Genomic DNA, 23,801 nt, shown 5'->3' with positions numbered 1-23,801 from the left:
CGGAGTATCTCCTGCTCTTGACAGGTGGCGGGCCCGGATAGCAGCATCGTGGTGCGAGACGCTGTCTCGCATGACGTAGAAGGCGGTGAGGTGATGGCGCAGCAGACGCCGGTACGCCCGCTCGGTGCACCCGGTGACGGCGCGATGATCGACGAGGACTGGGAGGCGCTGCGGTTCCGCGTGCACCGCTCGGCGTACCGCGAGCCGGAGGTGTTCGCCGAGGAGATCGCGCGGATCTGGGGGCACACCTGGCTCTACCTCGGTCACGAGACGGAGATCCCGAAGGCGGGCGACTTCAAGACCCGCACGCTGGGCGGGCGTCCGCTGATCTTCTGCCGCGACGCCGACGGCGAGGTGCGGGTGTTCTTCAACTCCTGCACCCACCGGGGCACCGTGCTGTGCCGGCACAGCGAGGGCAACACCAAGTTCTTCCAGTGCTTCTACCACGCCTGGGCGTTCAGCAACTCCGGGGAACTGGCCGCGCTGCCCGGCGACGACGCGTACCCCGACGACCCGGCCTTCCGGGCGTCGATGGCGCTGCGTCAGGTGCCCCGCCTGCAGATCCACGAGGGCTTCGTCTTCATCGCCTTCGACCCCGACGTGCCCGACCTGCTGACCCACCTCGGCCCGGCGGCGCACTACATGTCGCTCACGGCCAAGATCGGCGAGCGCGGCATGACCACCCTGCCCGGGGTGCAGCTCTACAGCGTCAAGGGCAACTGGAAGCTGGCCGTCGAGAACGCGATGGACGGCTACCACTTCGCCCCGACGCACAACACGTTCGTCGGCTACCTGCGCGAGACCGGCTTCGCCGTCACCGACGACGACCAGTACGCCTACGACCTCGGCGGCGGCCACGGCCTGCTCGTCCTCACCGGACACAACGGCCGCATCGGCATGGTCTGGGAGCCCCGCTTCGGCGAGGAGGAGAAGGAGCGCACCGTCGTCAAGCGGCGCGAGCTGGAGGCCCGCCTCGGGCCCGAGCTCGCCGCCGAGGTGGCCGACGCCAGCCGCATCCTGTTCGTCTTCCCCAACCTGCTGCTGTTCGACCTGGAGGCGCTGACCATCCGGCAGCTCGAACCGGTCGCCGCCGACCGCACCGACGTGCGGGCGTGGCAGTTCGTCGAGGTCGGCGAGCCCGAGTCGGTGCGCGCGCTGCGCATCAAGACGATGGTCAGCTTCGTCGGGCCGGGCGGCCTGGCCACCCCCGACGACATCGAGGCGTACGAGGCGGTGCAGCGCGGCATCATCGCCACCGCCGACGCGGCCGACCCCGCCCACGACTGGAGCGACATGTCGCGCGGCATGGCCAACGAGAAGCAGGGCAACCAGGGGCGCTCGATCGACGAGGGCGCGATGCGCAGCTTCTGGCGGCACTGGGCGCACGTCGTCGGCGCGTCCACCAGCGTGGCCGGCGCGCCGCCGGCCGGTGCCCCGGCGAGCGGCCCGGCCGCCGCCAGGGCGGGGGAGTGAGCGCCGTGACGTCGACCAACGGCAGCCGTGGGGGAGTGGTGAGTGTGGAGTCGCGCGAGGTCACCCGCGCCGAGGTGGAGGAGTTCCTCTACCGCGAGGCCCAGCTGCTCGACGAGTGGCGCCTCGACGAGTGGTTGACCCTCTTCGAGCCCGGCGGCCGGCTGGAGGTGCCGACCACCGACTGGGCCGGCTGGGACGCCACCACCGCCGGATACTTCGTCGCCGACGACTACGAGCTGATCCGGGCCCGGGTCAAGCGGCTCAAGAGCCGCAAGGCCCACGCGGAGAACCCGCACTCGCGCACCCACCGCATGGTGTCCAACGTGATCCTGCTGGAGGCCGGCGCCGAGACCGTCTGGATCACCGCGAACTTCGTCATCCACCGCTACCGCGACGGCGGCGCCTACACCTACGTGGGCCGCTACGAGCACGTGCTCAAGGTCGAGGCCGACGGGCTGCGGTTCCGGGTGCGGCGGGCCGTGCCGGTGATGGAGTCCATGGACCCCGGCGCCCGACTCAGCTTCATCCTCTGAGCCGGCCGCCATGATCACCCACATGCTCGTGTTCCGCTTCCGCGACGACCTGCCGCCCGGCGCGGCCGAGTCCGTCCTGGCCGAGCTGGAGACGTTCCCGTCGCAGTATCCGGCGATGCGCAACTGGCGCAGCGGGGCCAACGTCAGCACCCGCGACGACACCATGAGCCACGGCTTCGTCGTGGAGTTCCCCACCGAGCAGGACCTGCTCGACTACCTGCACAGCGACTCGCACGAGCGGTTCGTCCGGGAACGCTGGCGTCCGGTCGTCGAGCGCCAGGCCATCGTCAGCTTCCCCACCGCCGGGGACCACCAGCACACCGAGAGGGGTAGCAGATGACCACCGAGGCCGCCGCCCGCCGCCGCGGGCCGTACGGCATGGAGTACGCCCGGATCGAGGTGCCGGACCTGGCCGCCTCCATCGAGTTCCTCCAGTACCACGTCGGCCTGCAGCTGGAGCAGCACGACGACGAGTACGCCTTCCTGCGCGCCGACATCGAGCACCACAGCATCGAGCTGGTCGCCGCACCGCAGCGGGAGGTCTCCTGGACCACGGCGGTCGGGTTCAGCGTCGAGTCCGACGCGGTCCTCGACGACCTGCGGGAGCGGGTCACCGCGGCCGGGCACGAGGTGCTCGAGCTGGCCGACCGGGTCAAGGGCCTCGTCCAGCGCGGCTTCGCCGTCAAGGACCCCAACGGCCTGATCGTCGAGCTGTTCACCGAGTTCGCCGAGTACGCCGAGCCGCCGCTGATCGAGCTGCGCCCGCTGGACCTGGTGCACCCGTTCCTCGCCACCGAGAAGTACGAGGAGACCCTGCGCTTCTACACCGAGGTGCTCGGCTTCCTCGTCTCCGACTACGTCGGCGACGTGACGGCCTTCCTGCGCAGCGAGGACCGCTACCACCACAGCCTGGCGATCCAGCGCAACAAGGAGTTCTACGTCGCGCACCTGTGCTTCATGATGAAGAGCTTCGACCACGTGATGCGCGGCCGGGCGCGGGCCCAGTACAAGCAGGTGCCCATCGCCTCGGACCTGGTCAACCACTCCGCGTCGACGTCGATCGCCTTCTACATGCACGACCCGGTGCACGGGCCGCGCTACGAGCTGTGCGACCGGCACCGGGTCTTCACGCCCGAGGAGCACGAGACCCACCGGGCCCGCCGCATGTCGGTGGACCCCCGCAACATCGACGTGTGGCGGCCGGCCGCCGACGACTGGGGCCGGTTCTGACCCCACCGCATCTCGTCGCGCGCCGGTCCGGCGGCGGGCCCCTGCCGGCCCGTCAGCCGGGCCGGCGCGCGAGGGTGGGCAGGCCGAACACGACCGGCACGCCGGGGGAGTAGAGCACGCTCACCGGCGCCTCGGTGGGCGCGGGCAGCCCGGCGGCGGCGACCAGCTCGTCGTCCAGGCTCAGCAGCTCGGCCCGGTGCAACGGCCAGCGGGGATGCCAGTTCGGCAGGTGCAGCGTGCGCCCGTACGCCCGGGTGTGCAGCCCCCAGCGGGCGGTGAGGAAGTGTTCCAGGGGCGTCGGGTCGGCGATCGGGTCGCCGACCCGGACCACCATGCGGCTCGCCGCGCCGGCCGGGCCGGGCCAGCGGCGCCGGCAGCGGTACGTGAGGGTGTCGCCGTCGCGGTCCAGCCGCATCCTCGACCACAGGTACGGCAGCCGCAGGCTCGCCCGGGCGACGAGCACGGGAACCAGCCGGGACGCGTCGAGTGACCGGAACACCACGGCCCGCCGCCCGGCGTCGTCGACGGAGTAGAGCCGGACGTTGGTCTCCCAGAAGGTGCCGAGGTAGGGCACCCCCGGCCCCCGGCCGAGGCCCAGCCCGACCATCCGGAAGCCGACGAGGCCGACGTGGGCCGCCCCGTCGAGGGTGTCGGGGCGGGTGCCGGCGGGCAGCAGCGGCGCGACGAGTTCCGGCGCGACCGCCCAGTGCACGAAGGTCAGGTCCGTCCAGCGTTGCCGCAGGCTCGCCCGGGGGAACGCCCGGACGGGGGCGGGGTCGACCGGCTCGATGTCCAAGCCCCCATCATCCTCCCCGACGACCTGCCCGCAACCCGCTGGACGGCCGTGACGGTCTGGGTCGATCCGTGGCGCTGCCCGTACTCGAACCAGGTCACGGTCACCTCGAGGATGCTGGGAAAGCGCTTTACAGCTCGTCCGCGCCGTGCCACGATATGGCCCCGTAATATAGGCACATCTCGATGGCTGGCCCATCCGCAGGCCAGGACCCCTGGGAGAGTCAGCGTGAACGTTCTGTCGAGGCGGCGGCGAGTCCTGTCGGTGGCCGCCGCCGCCCTCACCACCGCCACCACGGTCGTCGCGGGCGTCGCGACCACCGGCTCCGCGCAGGCCGCGGCCGGCTGCCAGGTCACCTACGCGGTGGCCAGCCAGTGGGACGGCGGCTTCAGCGCCACCATCAGGATCAAGAATCTGGGGGACGCCGTCACCGGATGGCGCCTGGGCTGGACGTTCACCGCCGGTCAGGCCGTGATCCAGTCGTGGGGCTTCACCGCGAGCCCGGCCAGCGGCAACGTGGTCGCGACGAACGTGGACTACACCGCGTCCATCCCGACCAACGGCGCGGTGGAGGTCGGCTTCAACGGGTCCTGGAACAACTCCAGCAACCCCGCGCCGACCGTCTTCACCCTCAACGGGACCGCCTGCACGGGCACGACCGCGCCCACCACCGCCCCGCCGACGACCCCGCCGCCGACCACTGCGCCCCCGACCACTCCGCCGCCGACGACCCCGCCCGCGACGACCCCGCCGCCGGCCGGGACGCCGACCGTGGCGGCCGACGGCACCGGCACGTACCGCACCGTGCAGGCCGCGATCAACGCGGTGCCGACGAACAACAGCTCGCGGGTCACCATCACCATCAAGCCGGGCACCTACCGCGAGGTCGTCACGGTGCCGGCCAACAAGCCCCACATCACCCTGCGGGGCCTGGGCTCGTCGCCGTCGAACACCGTGCTCGTCTACAACAACTACGCCGCCACCCACGGCACCTTCAACAGCGCCAGCATGTTCGTCTACGGGGCCAACTTCGTCGCCGAGAACCTGACGATCTCCAACGACTACGTCGAGAACTGGAACAACAGCGACCAGCAGGCGGTCGCCCTGCACCTCAACGCCGACCGGGCGGTGCTGCGCAACGTCCGGCTGCTCGGCGACCAGGACACCTTCCTGGTCAACGACAACACCCGCGCCTACGTGGTCGACTCCTACGTGGAGGGCACCGTCGACTTCATCTTCGGCGGCGGCACCGTCGTGCTCGACCGGGCCTCGATCTACGAGAAGCGGTCCACCGGCGGGCCGATCACCGCCGCCCGCACGCCCGCCAACAAGACGTACGGGATGCTGATCTACCGTTCGACCATCACCGGCGCGACCAGCAACACCACCACCCTCGGCCGGCCGTGGGGCCCGACCGCCCAGGTGCTGTACCGGGAGTCGTCGCTCAGCGGGACCATCAAGACGGCGCAACCCTGGACCGACATGTCCGGCAACGTCTGGCAGAACGCCCGGTTCCTGGAATACCGCAACACCGGGGCCGGTGCGGGCGTCAACAGCAACCGTCCGCAGCTCAGCGACTCGCAGGCGGCCAACTACACGCCGCAGAAGTACCTCGCGGGCTCCGACGGCTGGAACCCGATGTGACCCGCCCGGGGGCTGGCGACCGAATGTGACAATGACGTCGACGGTGGGTGCCGGCGAGTCTGCGAGGTGCACGTGAACCTGGCCGAGTTGGGGATCACCGCGGCGACCACCCTGGTGGCCGTCGTGCTCGGGGGCTGGCTGACCGTCCGCGCCCAGGACCGGTTGTGGCGACGGGACCAGCAGCGGCAGTGGCGGGACATCCGGCTCGCCGCCTACCGTGACTTCCTGACCGCGTTCCGGGAGTACGTCGCGTACGTGCTCCGCCCGGACGCGCGGGTCGTCGCGGTGCCCCGGCCGCGACCGCCGCACGACCCGATGCCGTTCTTCGACGACGAGGGCAGCGCCTACCGGGAGCGCCTGGAGGCCACCAAGACGGCGGTGCGGCTGGTCGCCGACGGCCCGGACACCGTCCGGGCCGTCAACGCGATGGTCCGGCACGCCCGGCTGCTCGCCGCCGACCGGGCCGCGCACGACGTCGACGCCGTCCCGCCGGAGCGGTTCGAGGGGCTCTGGGTCGCCGAGCGCGAGTTCGTGCTCGTGGCCCGGCGGGAGCTGGGCATGGCCGGTGACTTCGAGATCGGCGACCGGCCGGGCGGTGACGCGGCGCGGGCCGCCGCATCACCGCTGGCGGCCTGGACCACCCCCGGCGCGCGGGTCACCCGTCCAGAAGCCGGATGACCCGTGGAGCGAAGGCGTCCCGTCGCACGTGGGCGAAGCTCTGCCGCACCATGGCGTGCGGCGGGCGGTCGGCCTCGTACCGCACGCGCTCGGAGATCTTGCGCTGGAACTGGTCGAGCGCGGGCGCCACGTCGAGCCCGTCCCAGAGGACGTCCGGGCGGGGCAGCAGCATCGTCTGGAAGAAGCCCGGGCAGTAGGAGTCGAAGTCGTCGATGTAGTAGACCCGGGGCGAGGTGAGGTGGCCGCCCTCCGTCGCGACCGTGTCGAGCGGCAACTGGTAGCTGCGCCCGGCGAAGGTGCGGTGGTGGTCCCGCCGGGTGACCGGCGCCTCCCGGTAGTCGTGCACCGTCCGGCGGGCCCCGGCGGCGTCCCGGCGCAGCCGCGGCGTGGAGGCCACGAGGACGTAGTCCAGCACGGGCCGGGTCAGGAAGTGCAGGCTCACCAGGTAGTCGGACGCCGCCACCCCGGCGGGCAGCATCGGGTCCGGGGCGCCGTCCGCCCACAGCCGCAGCTTGTGGCTGAACACCGTCCGGCCGTCGTCGAGGCCGCCGGTGAACACCTCGGCCCGGTGCCGCATCCGGTCGAGGTCCGCCGCCGGGACGCCGGGCAGCGCCGTCGCCAGGAGCCCGTCCACGCAGCCCAGGATCGCCGGATCGTCGACGACGACCACGAAGTCGAGGTCCGAGGCGGCCGTCCCGTTCCGGTTCCCCCGGACGTTGTGGAAGCGGCCGTAGCTGGTGGAGCCGATGAGCAGACCCGAGGTGCCCGTGCCGCGCAGGGCGTCGCGCAGCCCCCGGGCGTCGCGCCGCCGCCGGCACGTCTCGACGAGGGCCTCGAACAGCCCCGGCTGCCGGCGGCCGGTCGGATCGTCGCCGCCGCCCGGGGTGAAGCGGTCGTCCTCGTAGTACGCCCGGAACAGCTCCTCGTCGACGATCTCGTGGCCCTCGACGTCGGCGAGCACCGCGAGGCCGTGCTCGACCAGCTCGTCCTCGTGCCCGGCGTAGCTCGACGAGACGTCCAGGATCGCGTCGGCGAGCGCCTCCCGGAGCACGGCGGGCACGCGCGCGCCCCCGCCGTCGGCGAACTGGACGTGCTGGCGGTGCAGCCCCCGCACGTGCCGCCAGTCGGCGCGGCGCTCGGCGGCCGGCAGCAGGTCGGCCAGCGGGCGTCCGGGGCGGGGGCGCGGCGCGACGACCTCCGTCGCCAGCGGCGTACGCGGGACGGTGGTGGGCCGCATGGCGGAAGGGGTGCCGGACATGTCGCTCACGCTCCTCGACTCGGCCGCCGCACGTGCGGCGGGCTGAGTCGATCCGAACACCGCTCCAACTTGTACGGTGGAAAGTGGAACGGAACCGGAAAGTCGATCATGGGGGACCGGTGGGCGACGACGAATCCGACCTCGTCAAGGATCTCAGATACCTGCGCAAGGGCGCGGGCTGCACGCCGAAGCGTTTCGCCGGCGCCGGCGCCGTGGTCGACGCCGTGGGGGGCCGCGGGCTGCCGGTGGAGACCAGCTTCGAGCGCTTCCGGTCGGCGGTCATGTCGCTCGGGGACATTCCCCAGGGGCCGGCGCTGTGGGCCGCGTACGACCTGACCGGCGAGGCCGGCGGCAGCCTGGAGGGCCGGCGGGCCGCGTACGGCCGGTCGGTCGGCCGCAAGCCGGACGCCGTCCGGATGTGGGAGGACGAGGCCGTCGACGTGCTGGCGTTGCGGCTGGTGTCCCGCTTCTACGCGGGCGCGCCCACCCCCGGGGACTTCCCGGTCCCGCACGGCGGCCTGCTGATCCGCGACCTCGACGTGGTCTGCCTCATCGAGGACCGCAGGTTCGTCGAGTCACGGCAGCGTCGGGTCGTCATCTCCCTGGTCGACGCGGCGGAGACCTTCCAGTACGGCACCTACAGCCCGACCGAGCTGTCCGACGTGTCCGGCGCCGAGGCGACCACCCGGCAGCTGCCCGGAGGCACCCTGCACGACCTGCGCTTCCCGCGGCCGGTGGGGGTGGGCGCGGCCCACGAGTTCAGCTTCCGGGAGCGGGTGCCCGCCGCGCACCGGTCCGCCGAGGCCCCGGCGGTCGACCTGTCCGGGCAGACCTTCGAGGCACCGACCCTCACCTACCGGGTCGGGGTCCGCTTCGTCGGGGACCGGCCGGACGCCGTGTGGGGATACGACAAGCTGAGCCGGATCGCCCGGCCGGGAGAGCCGGACGAGGGGGTGCGCATCGTGCCCAACGACGCGGGCCTGGTCTCGATGACCTTCCACCACTGCTACGGCGGGCTCGCCTCGGGGATCGCCTGGCGGTGGTGACGCGGGCCCGAGGTGGTGCCGGGTTCACACGAGCGACTCCTCGCCGCTGCGGGGGCGCACCGGCGTGCCCCGCACGCCGAAGCGCATGGCGCCGTCCGCGATCCGCCCGTAGCGCAGGGCGACGAGGTCGGACGGATAGTTGCGGCGGACCCGCCAGGGTGGCCGTTCGCCCTGCTTGGGCAGGCTCGCGGCGGCCCGGCGCACGTATCCCGACGTGAGGCCGACCAGGGGGCGGACGGCTTCGGCCCGGCCGTCGACGTGGGGCGCGGCCCACGCGAGCCCGCGGCGGTCCAGGTGTGCGAGCAGCCGGCACACGTACTGCGAGGTGAGGTCGGCGCGCAGCGTCCACGACGCGTTCGCGTAGCCGACGCACCAGGCGAGGTTCGGCACGCCGGACAGCATCATGCCCTTGTACATCAGCGTCCGGCCCGGGTCGACCGGCGTGCCGTCGACGTCGAGGGCGATCTCGCCCAGCGCGACCATGCGCAGGCCGGTGGCGGTGACGACGATGTCGGCGGGCACCGTCTCGCCGGAGGCCATCCGCAGCCCGTCGGGGACCAGCGCGGTGACCTCGCCGGTGACCACGCTGGCGCGCCGTTGCCTGATGGCCCGGAAGAAGTCCCCGTCGGCGCTGAGGCAGAGGCGCTCGTCCCACGGGTCGTAGCGGGGGCGGAAGTGCGGGTCGAGCGGCAGCGCGCCGGCGAGTTCCCGGGCCACGCCCGCCCGCAACAGGGCCGCGGCGCGGGCCGGCCAGCGCCGCATGAGGTGGTAGGCGAGGGTCGTGACCGCGACGTTCTTGACCCGGGCGGCCCGGTGCACGGCCGCCGCCGGCAGCACCGCCCGCAGGGCGGCGACCATCCGGTCCCGGGTGGGCTGTGCGACGACGTACGTCGGCGACCGTTGCACCATGGTGACGTGCGCCGCCCGTTCGGCCAGCGCCGGCACGAGGGTGATCGCGGTGGCGCCGCTGCCGATCACGGCGATCCGCCGGTCGGCGTGGTCGAGGTCTTCGGGCCAGTCCTGCGGGTGCACCACCCGGCCCCGGAAGGTCTCCCGCCCGGGCAGGTCGATCTCGTGGCCGCCGGTGTAGCTGAAGTAGCCGCTGCACAGGTAGAGGAACCGGCACGACCAGCTGGCCGGCTGCCGCTGCGGGCCGACCTCGGCCTCCACGGTCCACCGGGCGTGCGCCGAGGACCAGGACGCCCGCACCACCCGGTGGTGGAGCCGGATGTGCCGGTCGAGGCCGGCGTCGACGGCCGTGCGGCGGATGTAGTCCAGGACGCCCGCCCCGTCGGCGATGGACCGCTCGCCGGTCCAGGGGCGGAACGGGTAACCGAGGGTGAACATGTCGGAGTCCGAGCGGACGCCGGGGTAGCGGAAGAGGTCCCAGGTGCCGCCGAGGGCGTCGCGCGCCTCGAGGACGAGGAAGGAGGTGCCCGGTCTTCTGGTCTGTAGTCGGTAGGCTGCGCCGATGCCGGACAGGCCGGCCCCGACGATGACGACGTCCACGTGCCGCACGGTCATGACTACGCGCTCCGCTCAGGGAGTGGTCAGGAAGGCTGGTTGCGCGCGGTGCGGGGGGCGGTGCTCGGATGTCACGGGCGGATGCCAGCGTAGGAGAGGGTGTGTGCAGTGTCAACATCGCGGTCGGGTCCCTTCCACCACGGCAATCTGCCGCACGCCCTGCTCGACGCGGGGATGGAGCTGCTGCTGGCCTCCGGTGAGCCAGGGGCGCTGTCGCTGCGGGAGGTGGCGCGCCGCGCCGGGGTCTCCGCGAACGCCCCGTACCGGCACTACGCGGACAAGGACGCGCTGCTCACCGCCCTGGCGGTGCGCGGATACGACGCCCTCGCCGAGTGCCTCTCGGCCGCCGACGGCGCGGGCGGCGCGGCGGAGGCGATCCCCGCCATGGCTGAGGCGTACGTGCGGTTCGCCCTGGACCGCCCGGGGCTGTTCCGGCTGATGTACGCCTACCCGTGTGGACGGTCGAACGCCGAGGCGCTCGCCGCGGCCGCGAGGTGCATGGCGGTCATCGAGGGCCGGCTGGCGCGAGAGGTGCCGGCCGGGCGGCGGCCCGCGGCGCTGCTCGCCACCTGGTCGCTCGTGCACGGCCTCGCCTCGCTCCTGCTGGAGGGGCGGATCGTCGTCGGCCCCGGAGGTGTCGCCGAGTTGGTGCGCGCGACCGTGGCCGAGTTGACGCCGATGGGCGCGGAGGGCGTGGCCGACGGGTGAGCGGAAACTGTCCGGTTTCCGTCAATGATTGGTCGTGACGGCGTATCCGACGGCCCGTCGGGCCATTTTGAACGGTTATAGGTGTCGATTCCCTGGCTTGGCGCGTCGCGTCCGTCCTCAGTGGCTTCGATGTTATCAGAGCGTGAACAGATTTCACATCGTGAAAAATTTGCATCCGGCACCGTAAGTGCCGGGTTGCTGGCAGTAACTTGGCGAAGGTTGAGTGCAGCTTCGGGGGGAATCTGAGCTGTCCTGTCTGACATGTGTGGCCATCGGAGGCCGCGCTTCCCCTTTGTTGTTCCTTGCTGGGTGAGCCGGATCGTGGGCTCCCGCAGAGCGGGCGATTCGATTCGGCGCTAAGTCGTGGGCGATTCACATTCCCGTTTGCCGAGAACGTGCGATTGGTGGTGTAGGTGGCCTTGGCGACTTCTGGCGCGAGGATGATCGGCATCGGCACATATCGACCACGGACAATTGTATGTAACGATGATCTGGTGCGGGGCACGACCTATACGGACGACTGGGTCAGGCGCCGCACCGGCGTCGTACGACGTGGACACGCCGCCGCGGACGAGACCATCACGGAAATGGCCAGCCGGGCCGGCAGCCGGGCGCTGGCCGCCGCCGGCATCTCCGCCGACGCCGTCGACATGGTGCTCGTCGCCTCCATGTCGGACCTCCGGCAGACCCCGGCGGCGGCCCCCGAGATCGCCTTCAGGCTGGGGGCCCGGCGGGCGGCGGCACTCGACATCGACGCCGCCTGCGCCGGGTTCAGCTACGGGGTGGGCATGGCCGACGCGCTGGTCCGCGCCGGGACCGTCCGGCACGTGCTGCTGATCGGCGTCGACCGGATGACCGACCTGGTCTCCCGCGAGGGCAGCGCCGCGCTGCTGTTCGCCGACGGCGCCGGGGCCGTGGTCATCGGCCCCGGCGACACGATGGGGATCGGGCCGACGGTGTGGGGCGCCGACGGCGCCCGTCGCGAGCTCATCGCCCACGGGGCGAGCTGGCGGGACTACCGGGACCGACCGGAGCAGCCCTGGCCGACCATGCAGATGGCGGGGCGTGAGGTGTTCCGCTGGGCCATCGACACCGTTCCGGAGCTCGGCCGGCGCGCGGTGGAGGCAGCGGGCCTGGAGATGGCCCAGGTCAGGGCGTTCGTGCCGCACCAGGCCAACCTGCGCATCATCGAGCGGGCCGCCGAACGGCTCGGCCTGTCGGCCGACACCCCGGTCGCCGACGACATCATCAACGCCGGAAACACCTCCGCGGCGTCCATCCCGCTGGCCCTGGAGCAGCTCCGGCAGGCCGGGCGCGCCCACCGCGGCGACTGGGCGCTGCTGGTCGGCTTCGGTGCCGGGCTGGCCTACGCCGCCCAGGTCGTCCAGGTGCCGTGAGTCCCGGCGTCCGGCCGGCGGCGCGGTCCCCGCCACCGGCGAACGTCATCACCGAGGTCGTCCAGACGGGGGAGAGCAATGCCATTCATCGACAACACCGCCGCGACGCCGCGGCGTCGTGAACTCGACCAACTGCGTACGGTGTTCGACCTGGCGGGGTCCGGCACGGCCTGGGCCTTCGTCCGGGGCGATCCCGGCACCGGCAAGACCTGGCTGCTCAACGCGGTCGCCGAGGAGGCCGCCGGGGAGGGCTTCCTGGTGCTCCGGGGCCGGGGCAGCGAATACGAGCGACACGTGCCGTTCAGCCTGCTGGTGCACGCGCTGGACGACTACCTCGACGGCCTGGGCGGCGACCTGCTGGCCGGGTTGGGCGACAACCGGGTGGCCGACCTCGCGCGGGTCTTCCCCTCGCTGAGCGGCCGGGACCAGACCTGCCCGCAGGCGGCCCAGGACAACAACTACCGCGCCCACCGGGCGATGCGGGCGCTCGTGGAGCGGCTCGCCGAGCCGTCGGGCCTCGTCCTCGTCCTCGACGACCTGCAGTGGGCCGACCGGGAATCCGTGGCCTTCCTCGCCCACCTGCTCGAACGGCAGCCCAAGGGCCGGCTGCTGCTGCTCGCCGCCTGGCGCAGCGGGCCATGCGAGGGGCCGCTGGTCGGCCTGTGCCTGTGCACCGAACAGCCCGGCGTCGCCGTCGAGCTGGAGCCGCTGCCCGACCGGGAGGCCGAGGCGTTCCTGACCGCCGTACGCGGCCCGCGCCGCCGGGCCGAGCTGCTGCGCCTCTGCGGCGGCAACCCCTGCTACCTGCGGGCCCTGGCCGAGCAGGGCGGCCGGCCCGTCGACCGCCTTCCCGACCGGATCGTCACCGTGCTGCGCTGGGAACTCGGCCGCCTCAGCGAGCCCGCGCGGCACCTGCTCACGTCCGCGGCGATCGTGGGGGAGACCTTCCACCTGGAACTCGTGCGGGCCGTCAACGGCACCACCGACGAACAGACCCTCCTGGCGGCGGACGAGCTGGTCTCCTCCGGGCTGATCAGGGAGACCGACGTACCGCGTGAGTTCGCCTTCCGGCAGCCGATCGTCCGCCACGGGGTCTACCAGCTCGCCTCGCCGGGCCGCCGGGTGTCCGGCCACCGACGGGCCGCCGAGGCGCTGCGCGGCGCTCCCGCCCGGCGGCGTGCCGTGCACCTGGCGGCGTTCGCCACCCCGCCGGACCCGGAGGCGGCGGCCACCCTGACCGAGGCCGCGCGGGAGACCATGGACGTGGACCCGGCACGGGCCGCCGAGTGGTTCCGGACCGCCCGCGCCCTGGAACGGGACCCGGTGGCCCGGCACGAGGCGCTCCTGGGCCAGGGCGACGCCGCCGCGGCGGCCGGGTTGCTGCAGCAGGCCCGCGCCGCATACGACCGGGCCTGGTCGCACGAGCCCGGCCGACGCCCCGACGGCCGGCTCGAACTGGCCCGCCGGCTGGCCATGGTGGAGCTCCTGACCGGACACCACACCAGGACGCGGGAGCGGGTCCGGGCGCTGCGCGCGGAGGCGGACAGCGCCGACACGGAGGCCGTGGCGCTGCTGTCGGCGCTCGGGGCCTGCGCCGCCGCCCAGGCGGGCGACTCCGCGGAGCTGCAGCGGCTGGCCGCCGAGTCGCTCCAGCACGCCCGCACGCCCCCCGCCCGTGCCCTGGCCAACGGTCTCGTCGGCCTCGGCCAGCTCCAGCAGCACGCCATGAACCAGGCGCTGGCGGCCCGCGTCGCGGCCCGGCGGGAGCTGGCCCTGGTCTGCGACCGGGAGCTGCCGGCGCACCCCGAGGCGCTGCTCGTCCCGGCGCTGCTCGAACTGTTGATGGGCGGCTACGCCGAGGCCATCGTGCTCGTCGACCGGCTGCTGTCCTACCGGCGGCCCGCCCCGGCCGCCTGGTGGCGCGCCCCGGCGCTCTGGATCGCCGCCCGGGCCCGACTCGCCCTCGGGGAGCCGGCGGAGGCGGCGGAACTCGTCGAGGCCGCCGTCGAACTCGCCGAGGACGGGCAGGCGCGGGCCGTGCTGCCCTGGGCGCTGCTGACCGCCGCCGAGCTCCGTACGCTGGCCGACGACGACGACGGCGCGGTTCGGCTGGCGCTGGAGGCCGTCGCCGCGACCGGCGACGACGACACCTCGCGGGCGCTGGCCGAGCAGTGGGCGACCATCGTCCGGATCGACGTGGGCGACGTCGTCGCCGACCTGGAGACGGTCGTGGCGCTGCGGCGGGTGGCACCCGTCGACCCCGTCAGCGACGGGGCGTGGCGCTGCTGCGCCGCTGCGGCGGCGCTCGGCGAGAACCGCTTCGACGAGGCCGACGAGCAGGCCCGCGCCGCCGAGGACGTCGCCCGGGCCACGGGGCTGCCGATGGCCACGGTCCACGCCCGACGGGCCCGGGCGATGGTGCACCTCGCCCGACGGGACGCGGCTGCGGCGGCGGAGTGCGCCCGCGCCGCCGCCCGGTCCGCCGCCGCGGCCGGCGCGCGCGTCGAGGCGGCCCGGGACATGCTCACCGAGGCCGCGGCGCTGGCCCTGGGCGGCAACCGGGCCGGCGCGGCGACCGTGCTGCGGGTGGCGCTCGACGAGTTCCGGGACTGCGGCGCGGTGCGCTACGAACGGGAGGCCGCCAGGGAACTGCGCCGGCTCGGCCGGCGCACCCCGCTGGGCCCGGTGCCGACGGTGGCCGACCAGCGCCTGCCGCTGTCGGACCGGGAGTGGCAGATCGCCGAGCTGGTGGCGGCGGGCCGCACCAACCGGCAGATCGCCGCGACCCTGCTGCTGAGCGCCAAGACGGTGGAGACCCACCTGACCCGCATCTTCGGCAAGCTCGGCATCACCTCGCGGGCCCTGCTCGCGCGAGCCGTGGAGCGGGAACGCATCCGGCGCCCCGCCACCCGGGCGACGGGCCGCCCCGACGCGTGGTCGGCACCCCGAACCCCCGCCCGACGCCGCGCCGGCTGATTCGGGGTGCCCGAGCGGGGTTCTCCGGATGGTCGGCCGGGGTGCCGGCCGACAGTCTGTATCCCGTGCCGCGGGGCGTCACGGCCCCGCCCGCACGACGACGACGTCGACGGCTCACCGCCGTCGACCGGGGGAGGTTGCGCATGACGCTCGATGACGAGTTGTACGACGACGTCACGACGCTGTTGGCGAACCACTGCGCCGTCGACCCGGCCCGGGTGGGGCCGACCACGCAGCTCTTCGACGAGCTGGGTCTCGACTCGCTGGACCTGATCGGGATGGCGCAGGCGCTGCAGAGCAAGTACTCGGTGGCCCTCGACAACGAGGGCATCGCCGAGATCCGGACCGTCGGCGACGTCGTCGCCTTCGTCCGCCGACGCATGTCGGACCGCGTGGCCGGCGCCGGCGCCGGCGAATCGACCGTCCTGGAGAGGTGACACATGCCCGCCTACATCACCGCGATGGGCCGCTTCCTGCCTGGCGAGCCGGTGCCCAACGAGGAGGTCGAGGACTACATCGGCGTCATCGGCCGGGCGACGTCCAACCTGCGGGAGCAGACCCTCGCCAACGCCGGCATCAAGACGCGGTACTACGCGATCGACAAGAACCAGCAGACCCGGTACTCGAACACCCGGATGGCGGCCGAGGCCGTGCGCGCCGCCGTCGCCCGGTCGGAGATCCAGCTCGACGACATCGACCTGATCGCCGCCGGCAGCACCATCCCGGACCTGATCGCACCGGGAATGGCCAGCATGGTGCACGGCGAGCTGGGCAACGCGCCGTGCGAGATCGTCTCGACGCACGGCGTGTGCAACTCCGGGATGATGGCCCTGAAGAACGCCTACCTCCAGATCAACGTCGGCGAGAAGCGCAACGCGATCGCCGTGGCCTGCGAGAACCCGACCCGCAGCTTCAAGAGCATCCGGAACAGCGACGTCCGCCCGGTGGACGAGGAGGGCTCCCTGGCGCTGGAGATGGCCTTCCTGCGCTACATGCTCTCCGACGGCGCCGGCGCGGCGCTCGTCCAGGACCGGCCCGCCTCCGCCGGGGTCAGCCTGCGCATCGACTGGCTCACCCTGACGTCGTATGCGAACACCGGCGACACCTGCATGTACTTCGGCCTGCCGAACAACACCTCCACCAAGGCGTGGTGGGACTACGACACCCCGGCCGACGCCCTCGCCGACGGCGCCCTGTCCCTGCGGCAGAACCTCGCGCTGCTGCCGCACCTGGTGAAGGTCGGCATCGACGAATACGAGCGGCTGCTCGCGGCCGGCCGGTTCGACCCACACACCCTGCGGTGGCTTCCCGCGCACTACTCCAGCGAGCGGATGAAGCAGATGGTGCTGCGCGAGATGGCCCGCCGCGGCACCCCCGGCCCGCCCGTCGACGTGTGGTACAGCAACCTGCCGCAGGTGGGCAACATCGGGTGCGCCAGCATCTACGTGATCCTGGAGGAGATCCTCTCCCAGGGGCTGGTCAACCCCGGCGACACCATGCTGTGCATGGTGCCCGAGTCGGGCCGGTTCTCCGTCTCGTTCATGCACCTGACCGCGGTGACCGCCGACGGGGAGGGCTGACGGGTGCCGGACGCCGCCTCGGCCCCGCCGACCGTGACCGTCTACTCCTACAGCCAGACCGGCCAACTCGACGAGGTCCTGGGTGCCCTGACGGCCCCGCTGGCGAAGGCGGGCGTCGAGGTCGACACCGTCACGGTCCGGCCGGTCACCCCGTACCCCTTCCCGTGGCCGGTGCGCCGCTTCTTCGGCATCTTCGGCGAGGCGGTCGACCCGGCGGCGCGGGTGCCGTACACCCTGGATCCTCCCACCGCGTCCCCGGGCGACCTCGTGGTGCTCGGCTACCAGGTCTGGTACCTCGCCCCGTCGATCCCCGTCCGGTCCCTGCTGGACAGCGGTCACCTCGCCGGGCGGGACGTGCTCGGCGTGGTCGCGTGCCGCAACATGTGGTATTCGGCGGCGCTGGAGTTCCGGCGGCTGGTGGAGGCGGCGGGCGGGCGGCTGGTGGGCACCGTGGCCGCCATCGACACCGCGCCGGCCGGGGTCACCTTCGTCACCACGCTGCGGTGGCTGCTGGCCGGCCGCCGGGGCCCCTTCTGGCGGTTCCCCGCGGCCGGCGTGAACGAGCGGGAGCTGACGCGGGTGCGCGACCTGGGCGAGGAACTCGCCGCCGTGCTCACCACGCCGGCCGCCGCGCCCCTCGCCCACCGCGTCGGCGACCTGCTGCACCGCCGGGACGCGGCACCGGTGGAGGTGCCGATCGCCGCCGGGGACCTGCTCGCCGGGGTCGCGTTCGGGTGGTGGGGGCGCCGGATCCGACAGCGCCGGACCGCCGGCGGGCGGGCGCTGCTGACCGGCGCCTTCGTCGGCACCCTGGCCGGGGCGATCCTGCTCGGTCTGCCGGTGCTCGTCGCGGCCCACGCCGTGAACCGGGGGGCGCTGTCCAGGGCGGTGCACCGCCGCCTGGCGCCGGCGCTCGTCGCCGCCGCAGGACCGACCGTGTCGGCAGGCCCACGGTGACGGACTCCCGTACCGAGGTGGCGATCGTCGGCGGCGGCCCCGTCGGCCTCGCCGCCGCACACGCTCTGGCGGCCCACGGCATCCGCTCGACGGTCGTCGAGGCGCGCGCCACCCCCGCCCGGCACCCGAGGGCCACCATGGTCAACGCCCGGACGATGGAGATCCTGCGCCGGTTCGGGCTCGCGGAGGCCGTCCGGCAGGCCGGGGTGCCCATCGAGGACATGCCCCGGGTGTCGTTCGTCCGTTCCCTTGCGGGCGTCCACCTCGGCTCGATCGAGCTGGTCTCCGACGCCGCCACGCTGATGCGGATGATGGCGCAGAGCCCCGTGCTGCCGACCATCTGCCCGCAGCACCGGCTCGAACGGATCCTCGCGGACGCGCTGCGCGCGAACCCCGGCGTGGAGCTTCGGACGGGCACGACGGTGACCGACCTCGTCGCCGACCCGGACGTCGGCGTCCGCCTCACCCACCGCGGCCCCGACGGCGTGGTCGGGCACGTCGAGGCCCGGTACGCCGTGCTCGCCGAGGGTCTGCACGGCCGGATCCGCAGCAGGGCCGGGCTGGAGGTGCGGCACCAGCCGCCGCTGGGCCGCCTGCTGGACGTGCACTTCGTCGGCGACCTCACCCCCTGGATCCGGGGCCGGGAGAGCGCCCTGTACTGGATCGTCAACCCCCGGGTGAACGGGGTGATCATCGCCGTGGACCCGCAGCGCAGAGAGTGGCTGCTGGAGGTGCCCGCGCTCGGCGACGACGCCGACGAGACGCTGTTCGCCCCCGACCGGGACCACGCGGCCCTCGTCGCCGAGGCGGTCGGCGCGTCGGTCCGGGTCGAGGTCCGCTCGGTCCGGACCTGGACCATGGGCACCACCGCCGCGCACCGGTGGCGGGACGGTTCCGGGCGGGTGTTCGTCGCCGGGGACGCGGCCCACACCTTCCCGCCCACCGGCGGCTTCGGCATGAACACCGGCATCCAGGACGCCCACCACCTGGCCTGGCGGCTGGCGGCGGTGCTGCGGGGCTGGGGCGGGGCGGGACTGCTCGACGACTACGAGCGGGAGCGCCGCCCGGTGGCCGACTTCAACGCCCGGCAGAGCGAGCACAACGCGCTGCTCATGCGGGACTTCCTGGAGCACGACGCCGCCCCCTACGCCACGGCCCTGGCCCGTGCCGGCGACGACGCCCGGGACGCCGTCGCGGCGCTCGCGCCGATGCTGGAACAGCACCGGCCCCACTTCGACTTCGCCGGGCAGGCCCTCGGCTTCCGGTACCCGTCGGCGGCGGACCGGGCCGCCGACGCACCCGCCGAGGTGGTACGCGACGTCGTGCGCTACCAGCCGGAGGCCGTGCCCGGGGCGCGCGCGCCGCACGCCTGGCTCGACTCCGCCACCCGCCGCGCCGCCGTGGAGGACTGGACCGCGACCGGCTTCGCGCTGTTCACGGCCGGGCCCGCCGACCGGTGGCGGCACGCCGTACGGGCCTGGCCGGGCCCCGTGCCGGTGGTGCTCGTCGCCGTGACGGACGCCGACGCACCGGAGTCGGCGGACACCGTCGCCGACACCACCGGGGCCTTCGCCGACGCCTACCGGCTGGCCCCACGGGAGGCGGTGCTGGTCCGGCCCGACGGGCACGTGGCCGACCGGCTGCCCGGCGAGGACCCGGAGCGGGAACTGGCGGCGGCGTTGACGGCCGCCGCGGGACTGTCGGCGACGACCGTCGGAAGGGCGGGAATCCGATGACCGAGACCGAGCGCCCGGAGGCCCTGGCGCCGGCGACCGAGGCCGGCCTGCGCTCCGGGGAACGGGCGGCCGTCCGCGCCGCCCTGGCCGACCTGACCCGCGCCCAGCTCGTGGCCTGGCTGCGCACCCCGGCGGGCGCCGAGGTGCTGCACGACGCGTTCCGGCGGATGCCGGACTTCTTCGTCCGCAACCTCCTCGGCGAGGAGACGGTGGCCCGCTGGCGGGTGCGCCGGCCGCCGGCCGAACCGATCGAGTACGACCTGGCGCTCGGGCCGCACGGGTGCGAGGTGCGGCCCGTCGCCGCCGACCGTGCCGCCGCGGTGACGCTCGTCTTCGACAGCGCCGCCTTCGTCGAGATGGCCAGCGGCGCCCGGCGCGGCGTCGACCTGATGCTGCACGGGCAGCTGCGGGTGCAGGGCGACGTGCAGCTCGCCATGCGGATGGAACGCATGTTCGGCCTCGACGGCGACGGGCCGCGATGACACCGACCCGTCGCCGGGTGGCGGTCACCGGGATCGGCCTGGTCACCCCGCTCGGCGTCGGCGTGGACGCGGTGTGGGACGGGCTGCGGCGCGGCTCGTCCGGGATCCGGCCCATCTCGCGGTTCGACGCGACCCGGCTGCCCGTGCAGATCGCCGGCGAGGTCGTCGACTTCGACCCGCACGACTGGGTGTCCCGCAAGGACTGCATCCGCCTCGACCGGGTGCTGCACTTCGCACTGGCGGCGGCGCAGCAGGCCGTCGACGACGCGGGCGGCCTCGCTGACCCGGACAGCACGGCCACCGTCGTGGGCAGCGCGATCGGCGGCGCCGCGAGCATCGAGCGGGGCGTGCACGTCGACATCGACCGGCCCCGGATGGTGTCGCCCTTCTTCGTGCCGAACTCGATCGCGAACATGCCGGCCGCGTTCGTCGCCCACCGGTTCGGCCTGCGCGGGCCCAGCTCGGCGCCGGTCACCGCGTGCGCGGCGTCGACCGACGCGGTCGGGCAGGCGATGCGGCTGGTCCGGGACGGGTACGCCGACGCCGCGGTGGCCGGCGGCGCCGAGTCCTGCCTCGTGTCGCCGATCGTCGCCGGCTTCGCGAACATGCGCGCCCTGTCCGTGCGCAACGACGACCCCACGGGGGCCTCACGGCCGTTCGACGCCCGCCGGGACGGCTTCGTGCTCGCCGAGGGCGCGGCGATGCTGGTGCTCGAACCGGTCGAGGCGGCCCTGCGCCGGGGCGCGCGCGTCTACGCCGAGGTCAGCGGGTTCGGGCAGAGCAACGACGCGCACCACATGACGGCCCCCGACCCCACCGGCCGGGGCGCCGCGGCCGCCATGACCGCGGCGCTGGCCGACGCCGGCCTCCCCGCCGGCCACGTCGACTACGTCAACGCCCACGCGACGTCGACGAAGATGGCCGACATCGCCGAGACGGTGGCCATCCGGCGGGCGTTCGGCGCGTACGCCGCAGCGCTGCCGGTCAGCTCGACCAAGTCGATGACGGGCCACCTGCTCGGTGCCGCCGGGGCCCTGGAGGCCGCGATCTGCGCGCTGGCCCTGCGGCACCAGTGGATCCCGCCCACGGTCAACCACCAGGTCCCCGATCCCGAGTGCGACCTGGACTACGTGCCCAACGTCGGCCGCTCCCGGCAGGTCCGCGCCGCCCTGTCGAACTCGTTCGCCTTCGGTGGCCACAACGCCTCGCTCGTGTTCCGCCGCCACCAACCCGAGGAGTGAGCATGGATCTCGAATTCGAAGCACGCTGCACCGCCCAGCTCAAGTCGCCCCTCATGGTCGGCGCCGGTCCGCTGGGGATCCGGATGGTCTTCCAGGTGGTCGAGGGCGAGCTCAGCGGGCCCCGGATCAAGGCCAGGGTGGTCGGCGCGGGGGCCGACTGGGTCCTGGTCGGCTCGGACAACTGGGCCCGGATGGACGTCCGCGCCCAGTTCGAGACAGAGGACGGGGCCGTCCTCTACGCGCAGTACCACGGCCTGATCGAGATGAACGACGCCACCGTCCGGGCGCTCGCCGAGGGCACCCCCACCGAGTTCACCGACCACTACTTCCGCATCACCCCCCGCCTGGAGACGGGCGGCGAGGGATACGAGTGGGTCAACCAGGCCCTCTTCGTCGGCCAGGGCCGGTTCCTGCCCGGACTCGGCCTCGAGTACGAGATCTACCGGATCGTCTGATGGCCGGCGACAACTCCGTGCTCGTGGTCGGCGCCGGGCCCACCGGCCTCGCACTCGCCTGCGAGCTGCGCCGACGCGGCGTGCCCTGCGCGGTGGTGGAGGCCCGCGTCCGGCGGGGCGACCGGAGCAAGGCGATCGCGATCTGGCCCCGCGTCCTGGAGATCCTGGCCGACCTCGGCGCCGCCGACGAGGCGGTCGACCGGGGCATCCGGCTCGCCGGCGCCACGGCCTGGTCGCACGGCCGCCCGACGCTCTCCTTCGGCCTCCACGACCTGCCCAGCCGCTTCCCGTTCGGCCTGGTGCTGCCCCAGTACGAGACCGAGGAGATCCTGGAGCGCCGGCTCGCCGCGCTCGGCGGCGAGGTCGAACGCGGCGTCGCGTGCGTGGCGGTGCGCGCCGACCCGCTCGGCGTCACCGTCGTCCTGCAGCATCCCGGCGGCACCGAGGAACGCCGGGTCGGCTGGGTCGTCGGCTGCGACGGCTCCGATAGCGTCGTCCGGGCCGCCGCCGGCATCGCCATGCGTCAGCGGCTGGAGCCCGAGGGGTGGATCGGCGCGGACGTGCGGCTGAGCACCGCACTCGAACCGACGCGGGTCAACTACTTCCTCTCCGCCGGGGAGGTGCTGCACGTCGTGCCGCTGCGCGTGGGCGGCGGCACCCCGACGTGGCGCATCACGATGAACGTCGGGAAGACCCGGCCCGACCCCGCCGACTGGCCGCTGGAGCGCCTCGCGGCGGAGGCCGCGCGCCGCGCCGCCGTCCCCGTCCGGGTGCACGAGACGGAATGGGTGACCGGCTTCCGGGTGCGCCAGGGGCTCGCCACCCGGTTCCGGCTGGGCCGGGTCCTGGTCGCCGGCGACGCCGCCCACGTGCACAGCCCCGCCGGGGCGCAGGGCATCAACTCGGGGCTGCAGGACGCGGCCAACCTCGGCTGGAAGCTCGCCAGGGTGTGCCGGGGCAGCAGCCCCGCCGAGCTGCTGACCAGCTACGACCTGGAGCGCAGGCCCGCCGCGGCGGCCGTCGTCGCGGCGACCGACCGGGCGACCCGGGCCGGGACCCTGCGGTCCCCGGTGGCCGTCGGGGCCCGCGACGGACTGTGGCGGGCGGCGATGCGGCTGGGCGTGGTCGACCGGTACGCGGCGCCGGCGATGGCCGGGTTGACGCAGCGCTACCGGAAGTCGGCGGTCAGCCCGGGACGCCGACCCCTCCTGCCCTTCGCGCCCGGCCCCGGCGGGCGCCTGCCGAACGTGACGGTCGGCGACGCCCGGCTGTGGGACCTGCTCCCCGACGGCTTCTGCGTGCTCCTCGTCGGCCCGGCCGGGCCGGCCCCGCACGGGCTTGCGCCCGCGCTGCCGGTGCTGCGGCTGCCGCAGCCTGAGGTGGCGCAGGCGCTGCGGGTGCGGCGGCCGACGGCGGTCGTGGTCCGTCCGGACCGCTACGTCGCCCTGCTCTGCCCCGCCGACCGGACCGATGCCATCACCAGGTACGTCGACACGATCCAGGAGGTGCCCGATGCCCCGGGCCGGCGACATGATCGAGAACACGATGACCGGGGAGCGGGCGGTGTTCCGCTCGACCCGTCACGAGACTGACGGCAAGCTGCTGGAGGCGGACTACCACCTCACCGCCGGCGGGTACGTGGCGGCGGCGCACGTCCACCCCCGCCAGGAGGAGACCTTCGAGGTCCTGGAGGGCAGGGTCCGGATCCGCATCGGGGGCCGGGAGATCCTCGCCGAGCCCGGCCGGACGTACGTCGTGCCCCCGGGGGTCGCCCACCGGATCGTCAACCACACCTCGGCCTCGGCGCATCTCTACAGCACCCTGCGGCCGGCGATGCTCTCCGACGAACTCCTGCAGACGATGTGGGCGCTCGCCTCCGACGGCCGCACCAACCGACGCGGCATCCCCGGCCTCCTCCAGGCGGCGGTCAGCGGCGCGCACTTCCGGGGGGAGCTCTACCTCGCCGGGCCGCCGCTGTGGCTGCAGGACCTGGTCTTCCGGACCCTCGCCCCGCTCGGCCGCGCCCTCGGCTACCGCGGGGTGTACGAGTCGCGCACCGCACCGGTCCGTCGCCCCGTCGACTGACCACG

22 protein-coding genes are annotated in these 23,801 nt (G+C 73.9%); 19 read left to right on the top strand and 3 right to left on the bottom strand.

Annotated elements, in window-relative coordinates:
- The first annotated feature begins 93 nt into the window (after positions 1-93).
- The 4 genes from ACVMYR_RS20100 to ACVMYR_RS20085 are packed head-to-tail and all read left to right on the top strand — an operon-like array spanning position 94 to position 3,236.
- Positions 94-1,473 carry an aromatic ring-hydroxylating oxygenase subunit alpha gene (locus tag ACVMYR_RS20100; protein ID WP_043963181.1) on the top strand — a complete coding sequence of 460 codons (1,380 nt, stop codon included), beginning with the start codon at positions 94-96 and terminating at the stop codon, positions 1,471-1,473.
- 5 nt (positions 1,474-1,478) lie between these two features.
- Positions 1,479-2,006, top strand: coding sequence for an aromatic-ring-hydroxylating dioxygenase subunit beta (locus tag ACVMYR_RS20095; protein WP_199486027.1), 528 nt, complete (start codon positions 1,479-1,481; stop codon positions 2,004-2,006).
- A 22-nt stretch (positions 2,007-2,028) separates the two neighbouring features.
- On the top strand, positions 2,029-2,346 hold the full coding sequence (locus tag ACVMYR_RS20090; protein ID WP_158229418.1) for a Dabb family protein: 318 nt from the start codon (positions 2,029-2,031) through the stop codon (positions 2,344-2,346).
- Positions 2,343-3,236: a VOC family protein gene (locus tag ACVMYR_RS20085; protein WP_077937516.1), complete on the top strand. Its 894-nt coding sequence runs from the start codon at positions 2,343-2,345 to the stop codon at positions 3,234-3,236. The genes ACVMYR_RS20090 and ACVMYR_RS20085 overlap by 4 nt, the downstream gene beginning before the upstream one ends.
- 52 nt (positions 3,237-3,288) lie before the next feature.
- Here ACVMYR_RS20085 and ACVMYR_RS20080 read toward each other — a convergent pair whose 3' ends face one another.
- The gene (locus tag ACVMYR_RS20080) at positions 3,289-4,032 is read right to left on the bottom strand and encodes a YqjF family protein (RefSeq protein WP_396790115.1); all 744 of its coding nucleotides are present in this window, start codon (positions 4,030-4,032) and stop codon (positions 3,289-3,291) included.
- 225 nt (positions 4,033-4,257) lie between these two features.
- Here ACVMYR_RS20080 and ACVMYR_RS20075 point away from each other — a divergent pair, with 225 nt between their 5' ends.
- Together ACVMYR_RS20075 and ACVMYR_RS20070 are read left to right on the top strand one after the other, a co-directional pair.
- Positions 4,258-5,673 carry a pectinesterase family protein gene (locus tag ACVMYR_RS20075; RefSeq protein WP_228986519.1) on the top strand — a complete coding sequence of 472 codons (1,416 nt, stop codon included), beginning with the start codon at positions 4,258-4,260 and terminating at the stop codon, positions 5,671-5,673.
- 66 nt (positions 5,674-5,739) lie between these two features.
- Complete coding sequence (locus ACVMYR_RS20070) at positions 5,740-6,351, top strand: hypothetical protein (protein ID WP_457122421.1); 612 nt, start codon at positions 5,740-5,742, stop codon at positions 6,349-6,351.
- Here the strand turns inward: ACVMYR_RS20070 and ACVMYR_RS20065 are convergent.
- Positions 6,329-7,609, bottom strand: a complete 1,281-nt coding sequence (locus tag ACVMYR_RS20065; RefSeq protein ID WP_144082629.1) for a hypothetical protein — start codon at positions 7,607-7,609, stop codon at positions 6,329-6,331. The two genes, ACVMYR_RS20070 and ACVMYR_RS20065, sit on opposite strands and share 23 nt — an antisense overlap.
- Positions 7,610-7,728: 119 nt before the next feature.
- On the opposite strand from ACVMYR_RS20065, the gene ACVMYR_RS20060 reads away from it, so the two are divergent.
- Positions 7,729-8,655 carry a hypothetical protein gene (locus tag ACVMYR_RS20060; protein WP_077937527.1) on the top strand — a complete coding sequence of 309 codons (927 nt, stop codon included), beginning with the start codon at positions 7,729-7,731 and terminating at the stop codon, positions 8,653-8,655.
- 24 nt (positions 8,656-8,679) lie between these two features.
- On the opposite strand, the gene ACVMYR_RS20055 is transcribed toward ACVMYR_RS20060, so the two are convergent.
- Positions 8,680-10,179, bottom strand: a complete 1,500-nt coding sequence (locus tag ACVMYR_RS20055; RefSeq protein ID WP_457122420.1) for a flavin-containing monooxygenase — start codon at positions 10,177-10,179, stop codon at positions 8,680-8,682.
- Positions 10,180-10,287: 108 nt separating this feature from the next.
- Between ACVMYR_RS20055 and ACVMYR_RS20050 the strand changes: the two genes are divergently transcribed.
- From ACVMYR_RS20050 to ACVMYR_RS19995, 12 genes are all read left to right on the top strand, one after another.
- Positions 10,288-10,887: a TetR/AcrR family transcriptional regulator gene (locus tag ACVMYR_RS20050; RefSeq protein WP_457122419.1), complete on the top strand. Its 600-nt coding sequence runs from the start codon at positions 10,288-10,290 to the stop codon at positions 10,885-10,887.
- A gap of 440 nt (positions 10,888-11,327) precedes the next feature.
- Complete coding sequence (locus tag ACVMYR_RS20045; protein WP_077937530.1) at positions 11,328-12,284, top strand: beta-ketoacyl-ACP synthase 3; 957 nt, start codon at positions 11,328-11,330, stop codon at positions 12,282-12,284.
- Between the two features lie 78 nt (positions 12,285-12,362).
- Positions 12,363-15,260 carry an ATP-binding protein gene (locus ACVMYR_RS20040; RefSeq protein ID WP_457122418.1) on the top strand — a complete coding sequence of 966 codons (2,898 nt, stop codon included), beginning with the start codon at positions 12,363-12,365 and terminating at the stop codon, positions 15,258-15,260.
- Between the two features lie 143 nt (positions 15,261-15,403).
- Positions 15,404-15,697 carry an acyl carrier protein gene (locus tag ACVMYR_RS20035; RefSeq protein ID WP_043963208.1) on the top strand — a complete coding sequence of 98 codons (294 nt, stop codon included), beginning with the start codon at positions 15,404-15,406 and terminating at the stop codon, positions 15,695-15,697.
- A 3-nt stretch (positions 15,698-15,700) separates the two neighbouring features.
- Complete coding sequence (locus ACVMYR_RS20030) at positions 15,701-16,840, top strand: hypothetical protein (RefSeq protein WP_457122417.1); 1,140 nt, start codon at positions 15,701-15,703, stop codon at positions 16,838-16,840.
- A gap of 3 nt (positions 16,841-16,843) precedes the next feature.
- The gene (locus tag ACVMYR_RS20025) at positions 16,844-17,797 is read left to right on the top strand and encodes a hypothetical protein (protein ID WP_457122416.1); all 954 of its coding nucleotides are present in this window, start codon (positions 16,844-16,846) and stop codon (positions 17,795-17,797) included.
- The gene (locus ACVMYR_RS20020; RefSeq protein WP_457122415.1) at positions 17,794-19,533 is read left to right on the top strand and encodes an FAD-dependent monooxygenase; all 1,740 of its coding nucleotides are present in this window, start codon (positions 17,794-17,796) and stop codon (positions 19,531-19,533) included. Before ACVMYR_RS20025 ends, ACVMYR_RS20020 begins: the two co-directional genes overlap by 4 nt.
- Positions 19,530-20,015: an SCP2 sterol-binding domain-containing protein gene (locus ACVMYR_RS20015; RefSeq protein WP_396790099.1), complete on the top strand. Its 486-nt coding sequence runs from the start codon at positions 19,530-19,532 to the stop codon at positions 20,013-20,015. The genes ACVMYR_RS20020 and ACVMYR_RS20015 overlap by 4 nt, the downstream gene beginning before the upstream one ends.
- Positions 20,012-21,256, top strand: a complete 1,245-nt coding sequence (gene fabF, locus ACVMYR_RS20010; RefSeq protein WP_457122414.1) for a beta-ketoacyl-ACP synthase II — start codon at positions 20,012-20,014, stop codon at positions 21,254-21,256. Before ACVMYR_RS20015 ends, fabF begins: the two co-directional genes overlap by 4 nt.
- Before the next feature lie 2 nt (positions 21,257-21,258).
- Positions 21,259-21,711: a DUF3237 domain-containing protein gene (locus tag ACVMYR_RS20005; protein WP_077937536.1), complete on the top strand. Its 453-nt coding sequence runs from the start codon at positions 21,259-21,261 to the stop codon at positions 21,709-21,711.
- Positions 21,711-23,303: an FAD-dependent monooxygenase gene (locus ACVMYR_RS20000; protein ID WP_457122413.1), complete on the top strand. Its 1,593-nt coding sequence runs from the start codon at positions 21,711-21,713 to the stop codon at positions 23,301-23,303. Before ACVMYR_RS20005 ends, ACVMYR_RS20000 begins: the two co-directional genes overlap by 1 nt.
- On the top strand, positions 23,224-23,796 hold the full coding sequence (locus ACVMYR_RS19995) for a cupin domain-containing protein (protein ID WP_396790093.1): 573 nt from the start codon (positions 23,224-23,226) through the stop codon (positions 23,794-23,796). Before ACVMYR_RS20000 ends, ACVMYR_RS19995 begins: the two co-directional genes overlap by 80 nt.
- The last annotated feature ends 5 nt before the right edge of the window (positions 23,797-23,801 follow it).

The organism is Micromonospora sp. PTRAS2 (genome assembly GCF_054052245.1).
The sequence above is the reverse complement of the archived record's forward strand: the minus strand, read 5'-3'. Positions and strand labels throughout refer to the sequence as shown.